The sequence below is a fragment of the Actinokineospora auranticolor genome (genome assembly GCF_002934265.1).
GTDB classification, from domain to species: Bacteria; Actinomycetota; Actinomycetes; order Mycobacteriales; family Pseudonocardiaceae; genus Actinokineospora; species Actinokineospora auranticolor.
In genome coordinates this window covers 39723-60200 of sequence record NZ_PTIX01000014.1, presented here as the reverse complement: position 1 = coordinate 60200, position 20478 = coordinate 39723, and the positions used below count along the sequence as shown (strand labels likewise).

Sequence of the window (20478 nt, the reverse complement as noted above, 5' to 3'; positions counted from 1 at the left end):
CCGACCGCCCACCCTCCCGGGCACCTAGGCGTCCATGTGCTCGCGCAGCGACCTGGGGCGCATGTCCGTCCACACCTTGTCCACGTGCGCCGTGCACTCGTCCTTGGTGCCGGTGGTGCCCTCCGCCCGCCAGCCCGCCGGGATCTCCCGGGTCGCGGGCCACAGGGAGTACTGGTCTTCGTCGTTGATCAGGACCTGGTAGGCGATGTCATCCCTCATGGGCGTTCTCCTTCTCCTTTTCGGGTTCTCGCGTGTACTCGCGCAGGGTTCGGCTCAGCGTCACCAGCACGGTGACCACGGCCATGCCCGCCGCCGAGACCAGCACGGCGGTGTCGGGTTCCAGGACCTCGACGAGGACCCCGCCCAGGGCCGGGCCCAGGGCGGCGGCGCTGCCGACGATGACGCCCATGACCCCGCCCAGCCGCCCCCTGAGGTGGTCCGGGGTCAGCAGCAACTGGTGGGTCGTGATGGTGGTGTTCGCCGTCGGCGCCAACAGCGCCATGCCGCTGAACAGCAGGCCGAGCAGCAGCCCGCTCCGGATGAACACCGCCAGCGGGGCCAGCAGCGTGAGCGCCCAGAACACCCCGGCGATCGACACGTGCGGGGTGAGCACGCGGTGCAGGTAGGGGGCGATGAGGGAGCCGACGACCCCGCCGACACCGAGCATGGCGGCCATGACGCCGACCTCGGCGAAGGGCACCCCCTGGCGCTCGGCCAGCACGATGACGACCAGGTAGTAGGCGCTGAAGAACAGGTTCAGCGCCAACGCGCAGATCGCGGTGAGCCGGACCTCCCGGTGCCGCAGCACCCACCGCAGTCCTTCGAGGATCTCGTGGCCCAGCTTGCCCACCGGCTCCGGGACCACCTCCCGCTTGGGCAGCCGTATGAAGGCCAGGGCGATGAACGACACCACGTGCGTCAGGGCGTCCAGCAGGAACGGCACCCACCGGCCGACCGCGAACAACAGCCCGCCCAGGAAGGTGCCCGCCATCTGCCCGAAGGACGAGCGCGCCGCGTTCATCGCCACCGCGTCCGCCAGCTGCGACTCCGGCACCAGCGACGGCAGCGCCGCGTCCTCGGCGGGTTCGAACAGCGCCCGGGCCACACCCATGACCGCGGCGACCGCGATCATGTGCGGCACCGTCGTCGACCCCGCGACCAGCGCGGCGACCAGCGACCCCAGGGCCAGGAACTGCGCCACCTCGCACAGCAGCATCACCCGCCGCCGGTCCCACCGGTCGACCAGCGCGCCGCCCGGCAGCCCGGCCACCAGCTGCGCCGCCGCGTCCGCCGCCAGCACCAGGCCGGAGACCACGGCGGACCCGGTCAACCCCAGCACCAGCAGCGGGAAGGCGATCATGGAGGCGCTGAAGCCGACCTCCGCGCACGCCTGCCCCACCCACAGCAGGGTGTAGTTCCGGTTGCGCCGCAGGGGAACCTCGCTCATCGGGTACCCCCGCAGTCCGCGGCGATCTGCCGCAGCGCCGTCGCGAACCGACCGGCGACGTCCTCGACGGTCGACCGGTGGTGGATGTGCGCGTTGAAGAACCACACGAAGGTCAACTTTCCGTCCGTGGCCTCGCCGACGATGTCGAGCAGGTGCCCGGTCCGGTCGGCCGGGTGGTGGTCCTGCCCGACGGCCGCGAGGGCCTCCCCGAACAGGCTGGTCGACTCGTCGGCCGACTTGGCGTCGAACTGGCCGAGGTAGTTGAACGACACCTCGGGGTCGGCGCCGCGCGCCTCCAGCGCGCCGAGGTGGCGCAGCGCGCTGTAGCCGAAACCGTTGCCCGGCAACGCGCGCAGCTGCTTGCGGACGTCCCGGATGATCGACCGCCAGTTGCCGTCCGGGACGGTCAGCGTCACCGGGAACATCGTGGTGAACCACCCGACCGTGCGGGACAGGTCGACGCCGTCCAGCACGTCCTCCCGGCCGTGGCCCTCCAGGTGGACCGCCACGTGCGGGTTCCCGGTCCAGTGCGCCAGCGACCAGGCCAGCGCGGCGAGCAGGACGTCGTTGATCCGCGTCCGGTAGGCCACCGGCGCGCCGCGCAGCAGCGCGTCCGTCTCGCTCGCGGTCAGCTCGACCGACACGGCGTCGACCGCGATGGCGGTGGAGTCCATGGAGTCGCTGTCCACCGGGATCGCGCCCGCTTCCGGGACGGACCGCCAGTAGTCCAGTTCCTCGTCGAGGCCACCGGAACGCACCAGCTCGCTCAGCCCGCGGGACCACTCCTGGAACGACGTGCTCTTCGACCCCAGGTCGACGGCCGCGCCGCGCGCGGCTTGGGCGTACGCGGTTTCCAGGTCGTCGACCAGGATCCGCCACGACACGCCGTCGACCACGAGGTGGTGGGCCACCAGCAGCAGCCGGGGCGCGGTGCCGTCGGCGAAGCGGAACAGCACCGCCCGCAGCAGCGGCCCGGTCTCCAGGTCGAACCCGGCGTGCGCCGAGTCCGCGATCCGCTCGATCTCCGCCTCGTCGGCCGATGGGAGTTCCACGACGTCCAGCAACTCCACCGGCGACACCGGCGCGTTCCACTGGCGCCACCCCGATGCCGACCGCGCGAACCGCAGCCGCAACGCGTCGTGGTGCTCGTGCAACGCGGACAGGGCCGTCGAGAGGGCGGTGGCGTCGGGGTTCAGCGTCAGCGCGGCGTAGTGCGCCTGGTTGAAGTGGTGGTAGCCGGCGCGGGGCGCGTCGAGGAACCAGCGCTGGATCGGCGTCAGCTCCACGTCCCCGGTCACCGGGGCCTTGTCGGCCACCGTGTCCACCACGGTCACCACCGGCGCGAGGTCGGCGATCGTCTGGTGCAGGAACAAGTCCTTAGTGGACACTCCCAGTCCCGCCTGCCGGGCGCGGGCGGCGACCTGGATGCTCAGGATCGAGTCGCCGCCGAGGGCGAAGAAGTTGTCCGCCAGGCCGATCCGCTCGACGCCGAGCACGTCCGCCCACACCTTCGCCAGCGCGCGCTCGACGTCGGTGTTCGGCGGCACGTACGCGGCGGTGGTCGCGGTGAGGTCGGGCTCCGGCAGCGCGCGCCGGTCGACCTTCCCGTTCGGCGACACCGGCAGCCGGTCGAGCAGCACGAACGCGGTCGGCACCAGGTGGTCGGGCTGGCTCTCGGTCAGGAACTCGCGCAGGGCCGCGGCGTCCGGCAGCTCGGCCCCGGCGACGTAGCCGACGAGCCGCTTGTGACCGCCCGCGTCGGTGTGCACGGCGGCCACGGCGTCCGCGACCGCCGGGTGCGCCCGCAGCGCCGACTCGACCTCGCCGAGCTCGATCCGGAACCCGCGCACCTTGACCTGGTCGTCGGCCCGGCCCACGAACATCAGCTGCCCGTCCCGGGTCCACCGCACGACGTCCCCGGTCCGGTACATCCGACCCGGCTCGAACGGGTTCGCCACGAACCGCGACGCGGTCAACCCGGGCTGCCCCAGGTAGCCGCGCGCCAAGCCGACACCGGCCACGTACAGCTCCCCGGGAACCCCGACCGGCACCGGCCGCAGGTCCGCGTCGAGCACGTACGCACGGGTGTTGTCGATGGCCCGGCCGATCGGCGGCACCCCGCCCGGCACCAGCGGCTCGCTCCACGTCGACACGACCGTGGCCTCGGTCGGCCCGTACGCGTTGATCATCCGGCGGCCCGGCGCCCAGCGCGCCACCAGCTCCGCCGAGCACGCGTCCGCGCCCACGACCAGCGTCCGCAGGTCCGGCAGCGGCACGGCGGGCACGGTGGCCAGCGCGACCGGCGGGATCAGCGTGTGCGAGATCCGCTGCGACACCAGCACTTCCGCGAGGTCGTCGCCGACCAGCGGCCCCGGCGGCGGCACCACCAGCGCGGCACCGGCCCCGAGCGCCATGCACAGCTCCAGCACCGACGCGTCGAAGCTGGGCGAGGAGAACGCCAAGACCCGGTCGCCGGGCCGCACCTCGAACCGCTCGACCTCCGCCGCGGCGAAGCTGGAGATCCCCCGGTGCGTCACCACGACGCCCTTGGGCCGACCGGTCGACCCGGAGGTGTAGATGACGTACGCCGGGTTGTCCAACGACGGTCCCCGCAGCTCTCCGCCGGGTGCCTCCGGCAGCGCCGGGTCGTCGACGACGAGCACCGGCCGCGCGTCGTCCAGCATGTAGGCGATGCGCTCCGCCGGGTAGTTCGGGTCGACCGGGAGGTAGGCGGCACCGGCCTTGGTCGCGGCCAGCGAGGCGATCACCAGCTCGGCGGAGCGGCCGAGCCGCACCGCGACCACGGTCTCCGGTCCGGCGCCGAGCTCGGCGAAGGCCCGCGCGACCCGGTCGGTCCGCTCGTCGAGCTCCCGGTAGGTCAGCACGGTGTCCCCGGCGATGATCGCGGGCGCGTCCGGGGTGTGCCGGGCCTGGGCCCGCAGCAGCCGCGGCAGCGTCCACTCGGGGGTCGAGGTGCGGGAGTCGTTCCACCCCACCAGGACCTGCTCGACGGCGTCGTCCGGCATCACCGGCAACGCCCCGAGCGCGGTGCCCGGCGCGGCGGACGCGGCGGCCAGCAGGACGTCGAGCCCGGACACGAGCCGCGCGGCGGTGTCGGCGTCGAAGAGGTCGGTGTTGTAGTCGAGCGTGCCCGCGAGCGCGCCGCCGTCCTCCTCGTGGAACTCGACGGTGACGTCGTAAGCGGCGGTCACCACTGGGAAGGCCACGTCCTCGGCCGCCAGCCCCGGCAGCCCGTCGGCCCGTCCGACGGCGTTCTGGAGCACGACCATCGCCTGGAACAGGGGCGTGCGGCTGGTGTCGCGTTCCGGGGCGACGGCGTCCACGACCCGCTCGAACGGCACGTCCTGGTTGGCGAAGGCGTCGAGCACGGTTCCCCGCACCCGTCCCAGGAACCCGGCGAACGACTCCCGCGAATCCACAGTGGATCGAAGCACCAGCGTGTTGACGAAGAACCCGATGAGGTTGTGCAGCTCCGGGTGCTCCCGACCGGCCGACACGGTGCCGACGGCGATGTCGTCCTGGCCGGAGAACCGGTGCAGCAGCGTCTGGCAGGCCGCGACCAGCACCATGAACAGCGTCGCGTCCTGCTCCCGGGCGATCGCCCGCAGCCGGTCCGCCACCTCGGCGGGCACCGCGAACGGCACCTGCGCCCCGGCGGTCGTGTGCACGGCGGGTCGCGGCCGGTCGGTCGGCAGGTCGAGCGCGGGCACGCCGGCCAGCGTCGACCGCCAGTGGTCCAACTGCGTGGCCAGCACGTCGGTCCGGCCGCGCTGCCAGGCCGCGAAGTCGCGGTAGCGCACCGGGAGCGCGGGCAGGTCGGGCGCGCCGCCCTCGGTCTCGGCGCGGTACAGCTCCGCGAGGTCCGCCATGAGCACACCGGCCGACCAGCCGTCGGTGACGATGTGGTGCATGGTCAGCGCGAGCACGTGGTCCGACTCGGAGATCCGGAACACCACGGGCCGCAGCAGAGGGCCGCGGGCCAGGTCGAACGGCTGGGCCGCCGCCCGGTCCAGGGCCGCCGCCAAGCCGTCGGCGGCGATGTCGACCACCGGCACGGCCACCTCGGCCGCCGGGTGCACGACCTGCGTGCCCTGGCCGTCGACGCCGTGGAACGTGGTCCGCAGCGACTCGTGCCGGGCGACCAGGCCGGTCATGGCGGCCGTCAGCGCGCCCAGGTCCAGCGGGCCGCGCAGGCGCAGCGCCAGCGGGGTCACGTACTCGGTGCTGTCGGGCTCGAACTCGTGCAGGAACCAGAGCCGCTGCTGCGCGAACGACAGCGGCGAGTCCGCGCCGTCGGCCAGCACCGGGATCGACTCGGCGACGGCGGAACCGGCGAGCGCGGCGGCCAGCCCCTCCACGGTCGGGTGGTCGAACAGCAGGCGCGGGGACACGTCGGTGCCCAGCGCCTCCCGCAGCCGCGCCACGACCCGGATGCTCAGGATCGAGTCGCCGCCGAGCGCGAAGAAGTTGTCCGTGGCGCCGACCTCGGGGATACCCAGCACGTCGGCCCACGCGGCGGCCACGACCCGCTCGGCCTCGCTGCGCGGCGCCACCACGTCGGCGGCGGTCCACTCCGGGATCGGCAGGGCCCGCCGGTCCAGTTTGCCGTTGGCGGTCAGGGGAAGCGCGTCGAGCGCCACGAACGCGGCGGGGACCATGTGCTCGGGCAGGGCCGCCAGCAGCGCCTCCCGCAACCCGTCGGTCGCGCCGACGACGTAGGCGACCAGCCGCTTGACGCCGGGCTCGTCCTCGCGGACCACCACGGCCACCGACCGCACGCCGGGGCGCGCGCCGATCACGGACTCGATCTCACCGAGTTCGATCCGGAATCCACGCACCTTGACCTGGTCGTCGGCGCGTCCCACGAACTCCAGTTGTCCGTCGCGGGTCCACCGGACGACGTCCCCGGTCCGGTACATCCGGCCCGGCTCGAAGGGATTCGCCACGAACCGCGACGCCGTCAACCCGGGCCGACGCAGGTACCCCCGCGCCAAACCGACACCCGCCACGTACAGCTCACCCGGCACGCCCGCGGGAACCGGCCGCAGGTCCTCGTCCAGCACATACGTCCGCGTGTTCGGCAGCGGCCGTCCGATCGGCGGCGCGCCGTCGGCGGCGGACAGCGGCTCGGTCCACGAGGCCACCACGGTGACCTCGGTCGGCCCGTAGGCGTTGACCAGCCGCGTGACCGGGGCCCACCGCCGCACCAGGTCGGCCGACGAGGCGTCGCCGCCCACGATCAGCGTCTTCAGGTGCGGGAACTCCATCGGGGGCACCGTCGCCAGCGCCACCGGCGGGATGAGCGCGTGCGTGATCCGCAGGTCGCGCAGCGCCGAGCCCAGCGGTTCGCCGACCAGCGGCCCGGCGGGCGGGATGACCAGCGTGGCCCCCGCCGGGAGCGCCATGCACAGCTCCAGCACCGACGCGTCGAAGCTGGGCGAGGAGAACGCCAGCACCCGGTCACCGGCGGCGACCTCGAACCGCTCGATCTCGGCGGCCGAGAAGTTCGCCAGCCCCCGGTGCGTCACCACGACGCCCTTGGGTCGACCGGTGGAGCCGGAGGTGTAGATGACATACGCGGGCGCGTCGACGGAGATGTCCACGCGCGGCGGCACGGCCGAGTACCCGGACGCGTCGAGCGGCTCGTCGATCACGAGCACCGGACGCGCGTCCTCGAGCATGAACGCGATGCGCTCCGCCGGGTAGTTCGGGTCCACCGGCAGGTACGCCGCACCGGCCTTGAGCACCGCGAGCTGCGCCACCACCAGGTCGATCGAACGCGGCAGCCGCAGCGCGACGATCCGCTCCGGCCCGGCGCCGCGCTCGATCAGCAGCCGCGCCAGCCGGTTCGCCGCCGCGTCCAGCTCGGCGTAGGTCAGCACCACGTCGCCCTGCTCGACGGCGGGCTCCGCGGTGACCCGCAGGAGGTCCGCGAACGGCGTCGGCGTGACCGGCCGGTCGGTGTCGTTCCAGTCGCGCACCACCAGCGCCCGCTCGGCGTCGGTGAGCCACGGCAGCGCCTCCAGGGGCCGCGTCGGGTCGGCCATCAGCGCGTCGACCAGGTCGACCAGCCGGTCGACCAGGGTGCGGGCGGTGGCCTCGTCGAACAACGCCGGGTCGTAGCCGAGTTCGATCCGCAGGTCGCCGCCGTCGACGTGCGCGGCGACGCTCAGCGGCAGGGTCGTCGACTCCTCGCCGTCGACGGTCTCGACGTCCGGGGCGCCCTCGGTCTCGGCACCGTCGGGGAAGTTCTCGAACGCGACAACGCTGTCGAACAGCGACGGCAACCCGCTCCAGGTCTGCGCCTGGGCCAGGGACACGAAGTCGAACCGCCGCGACTCGGCCTGGGCGGCCTGCACCCCGCGCAGCCAGGGCAGCGCGCTGCCCTGGCGTTCCACCAGGACGCGGGTCGGGATGGTGTTGATGAACATGCCGACCATGTCCTCGACCCCGGCCAGGTCCGACGGCCTGCCGGACACGGTGGCGCCGAAGACGACCTCGCGCTCGCCGCTGTGCCGGGCCAGCAGCAGCGCCCACGCGCCCTGCACGACCGTGTTCAGCGTCAACCCGTGCGCGCCGACATCGCCCGCGGGCAGGCTCGCCCGGACGTGCGCGGACGACTCGGCGCGGTGCGCGTCGACCGGCTTGCGGTCGAACGGCAGCGGCGTGCGTCCCTGCACACCGGACAGCACGGCCCGCCAGTGCCGCTCGGCCGCCGCCGCGTCCTGCTCGGCGAACCAGCGCAGGTAGTCGGCGAACGGGCGGCGCGGCGGCAAGTCGGCGCCGGTGTAGGCGGCGAGGACGTCGGAGAACACCTGCGCGGTGCTCCAGCCGTCGAGCAGCACGTGGTGCGAGACCCACAGCAGCTCGACCGTGCCGGGCTCGACCTCGTGGATGACGAGCTTGGTCAGCGAGCCGTGCGCGAGGTCGAGGCCCGCGCGCTCGTCGGCGGCGGTGATCGGCCGGTACTCGATGTCCAGCGGCAGGTCGCGGTGCACGACCTGCACCGGCTCCGGCACGCCCTGCCAGACGATGGTGCTGCGCAGCACGGGCGTCTTGGCCGCCACCTCCTGCCACGCCCGGCCGACGCGGCGCGGGTCGGTGACACCGCGCAGCCGGACACGGGTCCGGTTGACGTAGGCGTCGCCGTCGAGCAGGCCGTGGAACAGGATGCCCGCCTGCAACGGGGTCAGCGGGTAGATGTCCGCCACCCCGCTGCCATCGCCGACCAACGCGTCCACCTGGGACTGGGCCAGGCGGGCCAGCGGGAAGTCCGACGGCGTGCGGCCACCGACGCCCGGCGCGGCGCAGTGCACCACGATCTCCCGCAGCGCGGCCAGCATCCGGTCCGCCAGCGCGCGCACGGTGGCCTCGTCGTGCACACCCGGCGCGTACTCCCAGTCGACGGTGAGCGCGCCGTCGGTCACGGCGGCGTTGATGTCGAGCAGGTGGCCGCGCGGCATCGGCGGCCGAGTCCGCTCGGGGTCCGCCACCTGCTCCCGCAGCAGCCCGTCGGCTTCCTCGGCGGTGTCCCAGCGACCGAGGTAGTTGAACGCGACCTCCGGCGTGGGCACGTCGTCCAGCTCGTTCTTGAGGTACCGCAGCGCCTCGAAGCTCATGCCCTTGTGCGGCACGGCCCGCAGGCTCTCCTTGACGGCCTTCAGCGTGTCCGCCCAGTCGTCGGCCACGGGCAGCGCCACCGGGAACTGGCTGGTGAACCAGCCGACGGTGCCGTTGATGTCGATACCGTCGACGACCTCCTCGCGCCCATGCCCTTCGAGCGTGATGAGCGCGTTCGACTGCCCGCTCCAGTCCGTCAGGGACCGGGCCAGCGCCGCCAGCAGCACGTCGTTGACCTGGGTCCGGTAGACGTCCGGGACCTGGTGCAGCAGCGCGTCCGTGGTCTCCCGGTCGAGGGTGACGGTGAACTCGGCGGGCTTGGTGTTGGCGCCGTTGTGGTCACGCGGCAGCGCGGGCACGGAAGGCACGGACCGCCAGTGGTCGAGGTCGGCGTCGAACCCGCCGCCGACGGTGAAGTCGCCCAACCGGTGCGCCCACTGTCCGAACGAGACGGTCGGGGCCAGGAACTCGCCGCGGTAGGCGCGTTCCAGGTCCGCCAGCACGACGCGCCACGACACGGCGTCGATGACCAGGTGGTGTACCTCCAGGTGCAGCCGCTCGTCGATGACCACGCGGAGCACCCGACCGGCCTCGATGTCGATCGGCCCGTCGATGCCGATGTCCTCGACCGGCTCCTGCGTCCAGCCGTCGGCGCCGTAGGAGAACCTGGTCCGCAGCCCCGCGTGGTGGCGCACGACGTGCTCGACGGCCCGCCGCAGCCGCGGCCGGTCCACGTCGGCGGCGAGGGCGAAGGTCATCGTCATGGTGAAGTGGTCGCGCTGCACCGGCGAGTGCGTGTCGAAGAACCAGTGCTGGATCGGGGTCAGCGGCGCGGGCCCGGTGATCACCGGTGCCGCCGCCGGGGCCTCGACCCGCCGCGCGACGGCGGCGAGTTCGGCGACGGTCTGGCGGACGAAGATGTCCTTGGACGTCACCTCGATGCCCGCCCGCCGCGCCTGCGACACGACCTGCATGCTCAGGATCGAGTCGCCGCCGACGGCGAAGAAGTTGTCCGCCGCGCCGACCCGCTCGACCCCGAGCACGGTCGCCCAGATCGCGGCCAGGTCGGCCTCGATCCCGGGGCGCGGCGGGACGTGGTCGGCCGCGCGCGGGGCTGGCGGCTCGGGCAGGGCGCGGTGGTCGAGCTTGCCGTTGTGCGTGACGGGCAGCTTGTCGAGCAGCACGAACGCGCTCGGCACCATGTACTCCGGCAGCGACTGGCGCAGGAACGACGCGAAGTCGCGGTCCTCCCCGACCACGTACCCGACCAGGCGCAGGTGGCCGCCGTGCGGGCGGGCGACGACGGCCGCGTCGCGCACGTCCGGGTGCTTGCGCAGCGCGGCCTGCACCTCGCCGGGCTCGATGCGGTGGCCGCGGATCTTGACCTGGTCGTCGGTGCGGCCCAGGTACTCCAGCGTCCCCTCGGGCGTCCACCGGACCCGGTCGCCCGTGCGGTACATCCGGCCGCCGGGCGCGCCGTACGGGTCGGCCACGAACCGGTCGGCGGTCAGGCCCGGTCGACCCAGGTAGCCGCGCGTGACCTGCGGTCCCGCCAGGTGCAGCTCGCCGGGCACGCCGACGGGCAGCATCCGGAACCGCTCGTCGAGCACGTACGCGCGGATCGTGGACAGCGGGCGGCCGATGGTGATCCGGTCACTGGTGATCATGGTCTCGGTGGCGTCGACGGTCGTCTCCGTCGGCCCGTACACGTTGTGCCCGCGCGACGCCCCCGGCGGGCTGCCCGCCGCCAGCGTCTCGGCGGTGACCTCCCGCAGCCGGGCCCACAGCGCGGCGTCGACGGCCTCGCCGCCCAACATGACCTCGCGGACACCCGCGTCGAGCAGCCCGGCGGCGATGAGCCTGCGGGCGTGCGCGGGGGTCAGGTCGAGGACGTCGAGCAGGCCGCGGGCGTGCTCGACGAAGGCGTGCGGGTCGAGCCGGGTGTCGTCGTCGATGACGTGCCACTCGTGCCCGGCGGCCATGAACATCAGGCCCTCGATGGCGGTGTCGAAGGAGAACACCGCGGTCTGCCCGAACCGCAGCGGGATCTCGCGCGGCGCGGCGACCCCGGCGAGGTGGTGGGTGAACAGCGCGGACAGGTTGCCGTGCTCGACGACGACACCCTTGGGCGTGCCCGTCGACCCGGAGGTGTGGATGACGTACACCGGCGACCTCGGGTCGATCGCCACGCCCGGGTCGGCGTCCGGGTAGTCGGACAGGTCCGGGATGGCGGGCACGACCACGGTCGGTCGGGTGTCGTCGAGCAGGAACTGGGCCCGTTCGGCGGGCATGGTCGGCTCGATCGGCAGGTAGGCGGCGCCGGACTTCATCACGGCGAGGATGCCGACCACCATGTCCGCCGAGCGCGGCAGCGCCAGCGCGACCAGCTTCTCCGGCCCGGCGCCCTGGTCGACGAGCCACCGCGCCAGCCGGTTGGACTGCGCGTCGACCTCGGCGAAGGTGCGCCGGTCGGCGCCGAACACCAGCGCGGTGCGGTCCGGGGTCCGCGCGGCCTGCGCGGCGAACACGCGCGGCATCGGCGTCGGGTCGACCGCGCGCTTGCCCTGCCAGGTGTCCAGCAGCAGCGCCCGCTCGTCCGCGCCGAACAGCTCCACGTCACCGGGCGCCACGCCCGGGTTCGCGGCGACGGCGGTGAGCAGCGCGGTCAGGTGCCGCACCATCCGCTCGACCGTCTCGACGTCGAACAGGTCGGGGTTGTACTCGACGGCACCCCGCAGCCCGGCAACCGACTCCTGGAACTCGAAGGTCAGGTCGACCGCCGACGTGGTGACCGGGACGTCGACCTCGGACACGGTCAGGCCCGGCAGCACCGGCACCTCGTCCGGGGTGTTCTGCAGCAGCACCATGACGTCGAACAGCGGGGACCGGGCCGGGTCGCGTTCGGGGGCGACCGCGTCGACCACCCGCTCGAACGGCACGTCCTGGTGCGCGAACGCCTCAAGCGCGGTGGCCCGGGCACCGGCCAGCAGGTCGGTGAACGGCCGGTCCACGTCCACTGTGGAGTGCAGGACGATCGTGTTCACGAAGAACCCGACCACCCGCTCCAGCTCGGCGCGCTCGCGGCCGGAGGCGACGGTGCCGAGCGTGATGTCGCGCTGGCCGCTGTAGCGGGCGAACAGGGCCTGGCAGGCGGCGAGCAGCGTGACGAACAGCGTGCTGTCCGCCGACCGTCCGACGGCCCGCAGCGCGACCAGCGTCTCCTCGGGCAGCGTGAACTCGTGCTTGGCGCCCGCGGTGGTCCGGATCGCGGGCCGGGGCCGGTCGGTGGGCAGGTCGAGCGGTTCGACGCCGGCCAGCGCACGCCGCCAGAAGCCCAGGTCGGCGGTCTGCTCGCGCTGCCACAGGGTGAAGTCGGTGTAGCGGACCGGGATGTCCGGCAGGTTCGGGTCCACACCGGACAGCTCGGCGCGGTAGAGCGCGGCGAGGTCGTCGGTGAGCACGGACGTGGACCAGCCGTCGGTGATGATGTGGTGCAGGGTCAGCACGAGCACGTGCTCTTCCGGCCAGGTGCGGACCAGCGTCGTGCGCAGCAGCGGCCCCCGCTGGAGGTCGAACGGCGTCGCGCCTTCCGCGGCGAGGACCTGCTCGACCTCGGCCTCGACCACGCGCAGGTCCGCCGGGTAGGGCTCGCCGACGAGCTGCACGGCCTCGCCGTCGATCTCGGCGAAGGTGGTCCGCAGCGACGCGTGCCGGGCGATGAGCCGGGTCAGCGCGGCGGTCAGCGCGGCGACGTCGAGGGGCCCGGACAAGCGCAGCGCGGTCGGGCTGACGTACTCGGTGTCACCGGGCTCGAACTGGTCGAGGAACCAGAGACGGCGTTGCGCAAACGATTGCGGAGCGGGTCCGTCCGAGGTGGACACCGGGATCGCGTCGGTCCGCTCCCCCGGCGCGACCTTGGCCAACGCGGCCACGGTCGGGTGGTCGAACACCACGCGCGGCGAGAGCTGGGTGCCGAACGCGGCGCGCAGACGGGACACGACCTGGATGCTCAGGATCGAGTCGCCGCCGAGGGCGAAGAAGTTGTCCTCCGCGCCGACCTCGGCCAGCCCCAGCACGTCGGCCCACGCGGCGGCCACGACCCGCTCGGCCTCGGTGCGCGGGACGACGTGGGTCGTGGTCGCGGCGAAGTCGGGGGCGGGCAGGGCGCGGCGGTCGACCTTGCCGCTGGGGGTGACCGGCATCCGGTCGAGGGTGATGACCGCGGCGGGGACCATGTAGTCGGGCAGCACCTTGGCCAGCGCGGCGCGCGGATCCGGGCCGGGGTCGCCGACGACGTAACCGACCAGTCGGGTGCCGGTGGCGTCGGTGTGCGCGACGACGGTCGCGTCGGTCACCCCGGGCCGCTCCCGCAGCACGGCGGCGACCTCGCCGGGCTCGATCCGGAAGCCGCGGATCTTGACCTGGTCGTCGGCGCGGCCCAGGTAGTCGAGCAGGCCGCCCTCGGTCCAGCGGACCCGGTCGCCCGTGCGGTACATGCGGGTACCGGCCGGGCCGTGCGGGTCGGCCACGAACCGACCGGCGGTCAGGCCGGGCCGGTCGAGGTAGCCGCGCGCCAGCTGCGCGCCCGCCAGGTACAGCTCGCCGGGCACGCCGGGCGGCAGCGGGTCGAGGTTCTCGTCGAGCACGTACGCGCGGGTGCCGCGCAGGGGCCTGCCGATGAGCGGCCGGTCGGCCTCGCCGGAGAACAGGCCGGTGGCGTCGATCGTGGTCTCGGTGGGGCCGTAGTAGTTGACCACCCGAAGGCCCTTGGCCTGGGCGTCGCGCCACAGCTTCTCCGAGGTCGCCTCGCCGCCGAGCATGAGCACCCGCAGGCCGCTGTCGAGCAGGCCCGCCGCGGCCATGTGGGTGGCGTGGGTGGAGGTGAGGTCGACGTAGGCGATGCCGCGCTCGGTGACGTAGTGGACGAAGGCGGCCGGGTCGAGGCGCAGGTCCTCGGGGATGACGTGCACCTCGTGGCCGTCGACGAGGAACAGCATGCCTTCGAGGGAGGTGTCGAAGGAGAAGGTGGCGGTCAGCGCGAACCGGGTCCGCTCGACACCGGTGACGTCGACGCGGTGGTCCTGGTGCAGGGCGGAGAAGTTGCCGTGCGTGATCACCACGCCCTTGGGGCGGCCGGTGGACCCGGAGGTGTAGATGACGTAGATGGCCTGCTCGGGGCGGATGTCGAGGCCGGGTTTGGTGTCGGGGAAGCCGCTGGTGTCGGGGATGGCGTCGAGGACGCGGACCGGGCGGGCGTCGTCGAGCAAGTAGGCGATGCGGTCGGCGGGCAGGGTCGGGTCCACGGGCAGGAACGCCGCGCCCGCCTTGTTCACCGCGAGCATCGCGACCAGGCTGTCGGCCGAGCGCGGCATGGTCAGGGCGACGACCTGGTCCGGCCCGGCGCCGTCGGCGATGAGCTTGTGCGCCAACCGGTTCGCGGCGGACTCGACCTGCGCGAAGGTGAGTTCGCTGTCGCGGAAGACGAGCGCGGTGGCGTCCGGGGTGCGCGCGGCCTGCCGCTCGAACACCTCGGTCACCGGCTCGAACGGGAATCCGGCTTCGCGGTCGTTGAACGCCGTGAGGACCCGTCGACGGTCCTCATCGGACACCCACGGCAGCGCGCCGATCGGCCGATCGAGGTGCTCGACGAGCCCGGTCACCAACGCGCGCAGCCAGCCCGCCACGCGGGCGGCGGTGGTGGCGTCGAGGAGCGCGGGGTCGTAGCCGAGGTCGAGGTGGACGCGGTCGTCGACGTGCGCGGACAGGGTCAGCGGCAGGTTGGTCGTGTCGATCGCGTGCACCTCGGCGACACGCAGGCCGTCGGCGCGGGAGGCGTCCTCGAACGGGTAGTTCTCGAACACCACGACGCTGTCGAACAGCGCCGCGCCCGGGTCCAGCGCGCTGTGCGACTGGATGCGCGGCAGGGCCAGGAAGTCGTGGCGGCGGGACTCGCTCTGCCCGGCCTGGAGGTCGCGCAGCCAGTCACCGGCGTTCCGGTCGGGGTCGGCGTGCACGCGGGTGGGCACGGTGTTGATGAACATGCCGACCATCGACTCGACACCGGGCAGCTCCGCCGGGCGACCGGACACAGTGGACCCGAACACCACGTCGGCGCTGCCGGACCACCGCGCCAGCAGCAGCGCCCACGCGCCCTGCACGACGGTGTTGAGCGTCAGCCCGGCGCGCTGGGCAGCCGCGCGGATGCGGTCGGTCTCGGCGCGGTCGAGGTCGGCGCGCGCGGCGGCGCTGGACTCGGTGCGGTGGCTCTGCGCGGGCGAGCGGTCCCACGGCACGGCGACCGGCTCGGCGAACCCGTCGAGCACGCGGGCCCAGTGCGCGTCCGCGGCGGCGGAGTCCTGGTCGGCGAGCCAGCGCAGGTAGTCGCGGAACGGCCTGCGCACCGGCCCGGCCGGGGCCTGGCCCGCGACGATCGCGGTGTAGCGCTCGACGACCTCGCCGAACACCTGCGCGGTGCTCCAGCCGTCGAGCAGCACGTGGTGCGACGACCAGACCAGCACGACCCGGTCCCCGGCGAGGCGCAGCACCGCGATCCGCAGCAGCGGCGCCCGGTCGAGGGCGAAGGGCCGGGCGCGGTCCTCGGCGAGCAGGTTGCGCATGGCCGCGTCGACGTCGGCGGCGGCGAGGTCGCGCCAGTCGCGCACGTCGGCGTCGAGGCGCACCGAGCGGCGCACGACCTGCACGGGCTCGGCCACGTCCTCCCAGATCACGGCCGTGCGCAGCACCGGGGTGCGGTCCACGACGGACTGGAAGGCGGCGACCAGCGCGGTGGGGTCGGTGACGCCGTCGAGGACGAGCCGGACCTGGTCGACGTACGCGCCGCTGTCGGCGTCGACCAGCGTGTGGAAGACCATGCCCGCCTGCAACGGGGTCAGCGGGTAGATGTCGTCGACCTCGCTGCCGTCCCCGGCGATGGCGTCGACCTGGGTTTGGGTGAGCCGGGCCAGCGGGTAGTCGGACGGGGTGCGGCCACCGGCGCCGGGGGCCGCGCAGAACCGGACGATCTCGCGCAGCGTCGCGGCCATGGCCTCGGCGAGCCTGCGCACGGTCGCCTCGTGGTGCAGGGCAGTGGAGTACTCCCAGGTCAGCACCAGCTCGTCGGACTCGACGAGCCCGATGACCTCCAGCGCGAAGTCGCGTTCGGCGTCGGCGGCGACCTCGGCGCCCGCGTCGTGGCGGGCGCCGATCAGGCCGTCGTCGCCGGTGTCGAAGCGGCCGTGGTAGTTGAACCCGACCTTCGGCAGCGGTCGCCCGGCGAGCGGGCTGTCCGGGGTGAGGTAGCGCAGTGCCTCGTAGCTCATGCCGTTGTGCGGGACCGCGCGGAGCTGTTCCTTGACGGACTTGAGGACCGTGCCCCAGTTGCCCGTCGGGATGTCGAGCGCGACGGGGAACTGGGTGGTGAACCAGCCGATGGTGCGGGTGAGGTCGGTGCCGTCGATGACCTCTTCGCGGCCGTGGCCCTCGAGGGTGATCGCGGCGGTGCGGTCGCCGGTCCACCGGGACAGGACACTGGCGAGCGCGCTGAGCAGCACGTCGTTGACGCGGGTGCGGTAGCGGTCGGGGACCGCGCGCAGCACCGCGTCGGTCGTGGCGGGATCGAGCCGCACGGTGACCGACGCTGTGCTCCCGGCGCTCATGACGCCGTCATGGTCAACGGGCAGCGGTGCCGGGTCAGGCACCGAGGCCCAGTGGTCGGCGTCCCCGGCGAATCCGCCACCGGCGACGAAGTCGCGCAGCCGGTGGGCCCATTCGGCGAAGGTCGTGCCCACCGGCGGCAGCTCGACGGGACGCCCGGCCAGCGCCTGGGTGTAGGCGGTGGCCAGGTCGTCGAGCAGGACCCGCCAGGAGACGCCGTCCATGACGAGGTGGTGGACGGTCAGGAACAGCCTGCCGTCGTCGAGCAGCGCGGCCCGCAGCAGCGGACCGTCGGCGAGGTCGATGCCCGCGCGGATCTCGTCGATGTCCCCGCCGCGCGCCAACCAGAACGGGGTGTCACCCGGTTCCTGCCGCCACTGGCCGTCGACCTGGCGGAACCGGCTGCGCAGCGCGTCGTGGTGACCGACGACGGCCTTGAGCGCGGTCTCCAGCGCGCGGGGGTCGATGCCGTCGGCGAGGTCGACGAGCAGCGACATGGTGAAGTGCGCGCGGGCGCCGTGGGCGGTGAAGAACCAGTGCTGGATCGGGGTCAAGGGGGCGGGTCCCTCGGGCACCGCGCGGATCTCGGGCGCGACCTCCCGGCCGACGACCGGGGCCAGTTCGGCGATGGTCTGGTTGACGAAGATGTCGCGGGAGGACAGCCGCAGCCCGGCGGCGCGGGCGCGGGAGACGATCTGGATGCTGAGGATCGAGTCGCCGCCGAGCGCGAAGAAGTTGTCGGTGACGCCGACGCGGTCCGCGCCGAGCGCCTCGGCCCACAGCCCGGCCAGCAGCTCCTCGGTCTCGTCGCGCGGGGCGACGAAGTCGGCCTCGGCCTCGGCGCGGACCTCCGGCGCGGGCAGCGCGGCCTTGTCCAGCTTGCCGTTGCGGGTCATCGGGAGCCGGTCGAGCACGACGAACGCGGCCGGGACCATGTACTCCGGCAGCGTCGCCTTCAGCGCCATGCGCAGCGCGGTCGTGTCGGGCTCGTCGCCGACGAGGTAGGCGACCAGCCTGCGGTGGCCGCCGTCCTCGCGGGCGATCACGGCGGCCTCGCGGACCCCGGGCAGGGCCAGCAGCGCGGCCTCGATCTCGCCCGGCTCGATGCGGAACCCGCGGATCTTCACCTGGTCGTCGGTGCGGCCCAGGTATTCCACGGCCCCGTCGGCGGTCCAGCGGGCCAGGTCGCCCGTGCGGTACATGCGGCTGCCGGGGGCGCCGAAGGGGTCGGGGACGAACCGGTCGGCGGTGAGGCCGGGGCGGTTGAGGTAGCCGCGCGCGAGTTGGGCGCCCGCGATGTGCAGCTCGCCGGGAACACCGACCGGCACGGGCCGGTGGTCCGCGTCGAGGATGTAGGCGGCCAGGTTGCGCAGCGGTGTGCCGATGGTCGCACGGTCGCCGGAGACCACAGTGGACAGCGCGTCGACGGTGGTCTCGGTGGGGCCGTAGAAGTTGTGCACGGCAGTGTCCGGCAGCGCCCCGAGTTCACGCCACAGGTCGTCGCCGAGCGCCTCGCCGCCGAGCATCAGCACGGCGGGCTTGTGGTCGGCGTGCGAGAGCAGCCCGGCGGGCAGGAGCTTGCGCAGGTAGGACGGGGTGAGGTCGAGGAAGTCGATCCGCTCGCGGACGACGTAGGCGACGAGCGCGTCCGGGTCGAGCCGGACGTCGTCGCCGAGCAGGTGCAGCTCGTGGCCGCCCGCCATCAGGACGGGCCCTTCCCACGAGGTGTCGAAGGAGAACACCGCCGAGAGCGCGACCCGCAGCCGGTCGCCGCCCGCGAAGTCGGCTTGGTGGCTGCGCAGCAGGTTGACCAGCGCCCGGTGCTCGACCGCGACGCCCTTGGGCTTGCCGGTCGACCCCGAGGTGTAGATGACGTACGCGGTGTGATCCGGCCGCAGCCCCACCTCGGGGTTCCCGACCAGGCCATCGGTCTCCAGTGGACCATCGACGACCAGCACCGCGCCCGAGTCCGCCACGAGGTGCGCGCGGCGCTCCTCGGGCAGCGCCGGGTCGACCGGCAGGTAGACCGCGCCCGACTTGAGCACGGCGAGCTGAGCCACCACGGCGTCGACCGAGCGGGGCAGCGAGACCGCCACGACCCGCTCCGGCCCGGCGCCGTCCGCGATCAGCTTGTGCGCCAAGCGGTTCGCGCGCTCGTTCAGCTCGGCGTAGGTGAGGGAGGTGCCGTCGAACACCAGGGCCGTGGCGCGCGGGGTGCGGCGGGTCTGCTCCTCGAACACCGCCGGGAAGGTGACGGGCTCGACCGGCAGCGCGGTGTCGTTCCACTCCCGGGTCACCGCGCGCACCTCGGGCTCGGTGAGCCAGGGCAGCTCGGCCATCGGCCGGTCGGGGGCGGCGGTGGCCGCGTCGAGCAGGACCAGCAGGTGGCCTGCCAGCCGCTCGATGGTGGTCGCGTCGAACAGGTCGGTGCTGTACTCCAGCACGCAGTCCAGCTGCCCGGCGCGCTCGGTGAACTCGACGCTCAGGTCGAAGTTGGCCGCCCAGCGCCGCAGGTCCACCTCCTCGACCGCGAGCCCCGGGAACTCCGGCAGCCCCTTCGAGGCGTTCTGCAGCAGCACGAGCACGTCGAACAGCGGGTTGCGGCTCGGGTCGCGCGGCGCGCCGACGGCCTCGACGAGCCGGTCGAACGGCACCTCGTCGTGGCTGAACGCGTCCAGCGCGGTGCCGTTGACCGCGCGCAGGAATTCCGCGAACGTGGTGTTCTGGTCCACAGTGGAGCGCAGCACGACGGTGTTGACGAAGAACCCGATGACCCGGTTCAGCTCCGCGCGACCGCGGCCCGCGGTGACCGTGCCGAGCGCGACGTCGTCCTGGCCGCTGTAGCGGGCCGCGAGCAGCTGGCAGGCGGCCATCAGCGCGGTGAACAGCGTGGTGTCGTTGGCGCGGGCCAGGTCGGTGAGCCGGGTGGTCAGCTCGGCGGGCACCGTGAGGTGGTGCGCCGCGCCCGCCGGGGTGCGCACCGGCGGGCGCGGGCGGTCGGTGGGCAGGTCGAGCGGGCTCGCGCCGGCGAGGGTGTCCCGCCAGTACGCCAGGTGCTCGTCCATCCCAGGGCCGCGGAGCCTGCCCTGCTGCCACACCGCGAAGTCGGCGTAGTGCAGGTCGGGGTCGGCCACGGTCCGGCCCGCGTAGCGCGCGGCCAGTTCCTCGGTCAGCACGCCGAGTGACCAGCCGTCGACGGCGATGTGGTGCGAGGTCAGCAGGAGCACGTGCGCGGTCTCGCTCACCCGCACGATCAGCGCCCGCAGCAGCGGGCCGGTGCGCAGGTCGAACGGCCGGGAGAACTCGGCTTGCAGCGTGTCGGCGAGCGCGTCCTCCGCGCAGTCGCGCACCGGCACCGGCAGGTCGATCTCGGCGTGCACGACCTGCACCGGACGCCCGTCGACCTCGGCGAAGGTCGTGCGCAGCGACTCGTGCGCGGCGACCAGCCCGCGCACCGCCGCGACCAGCGCGGGCACGTCGAGGTCACCGGTGAACCGCAGCGCGGTGCCGGAGTTGTAGTCGTTGCCGCCCGGGTTGAACTCGCTCAGGAACCACAACCGCTGCTGCGCCGACGACAGCGGCAGGTCGGCTTCGCGGTTCGCGGTCGGGATGGTCTCGGGGGCCTTGGCGGCGGCCTTGCCCGCGAGCCTGCGCGCGAGTTGCGCGCGCAGGTGCTCGGGGAGGGCGTCGCGCCGAGGGGACTGGGAGGTGGTCATGGCAGCGGCTCCTCGGCTGGG

General features: G+C 73.6%; 3 protein-coding genes. All 3 read right to left on the bottom strand.

Features of this window, described 5'->3' with window-relative positions:
- Window positions 1-24 precede the first annotated feature (24 nt).
- Genes CLV40_RS23500 through CLV40_RS23490 form a run of 3 tightly spaced genes read right to left on the bottom strand, consistent with a single transcriptional unit; the run spans window position 25 to window position 20457 of the window.
- Window positions 25-219 carry an MbtH family protein gene (locus CLV40_RS23500; RefSeq protein ID WP_104481151.1) on the bottom strand — a complete coding sequence of 65 codons (195 nt, stop codon included), beginning with the start codon at window positions 217-219 and terminating at the stop codon, window positions 25-27.
- Window positions 209-1447, bottom strand: a complete 1239-nt coding sequence (locus tag CLV40_RS23495; RefSeq protein WP_104481150.1) for an MFS transporter — start codon at window positions 1445-1447, stop codon at window positions 209-211. The genes CLV40_RS23500 and CLV40_RS23495 overlap by 11 nt, the downstream gene beginning before the upstream one ends.
- A complete protein-coding gene (locus tag CLV40_RS23490; protein WP_104481149.1) occupies window positions 1444-20457 on the bottom strand; it encodes a non-ribosomal peptide synthetase in 19014 nt (6337 codons plus the stop codon). Before CLV40_RS23490 ends, CLV40_RS23495 begins: the two co-directional genes overlap by 4 nt.
- Window positions 20458-20478 lie beyond the last annotated feature (21 nt).

Bases quoted from the DNA above. Each gene is read 5' to 3' on its own strand.
- CLV40_RS23490 (WP_104481149.1), bottom strand. From the start codon at position 20,457: ATGACCACCTCCCAGTCCCCTCGGCGCGACGCCCTCCCCGAGCACCTG.
- CLV40_RS23500 (WP_104481151.1), bottom strand. From the start codon at position 219: ATGAGGGATGACATCGCCTACCAGGTCCTGATCAACGACGAAGACCAG.
- CLV40_RS23495 (WP_104481150.1), bottom strand. From the start codon at position 1,447: ATGAGCGAGGTTCCCCTGCGGCGCAACCGGAACTACACCCTGCTGTGG.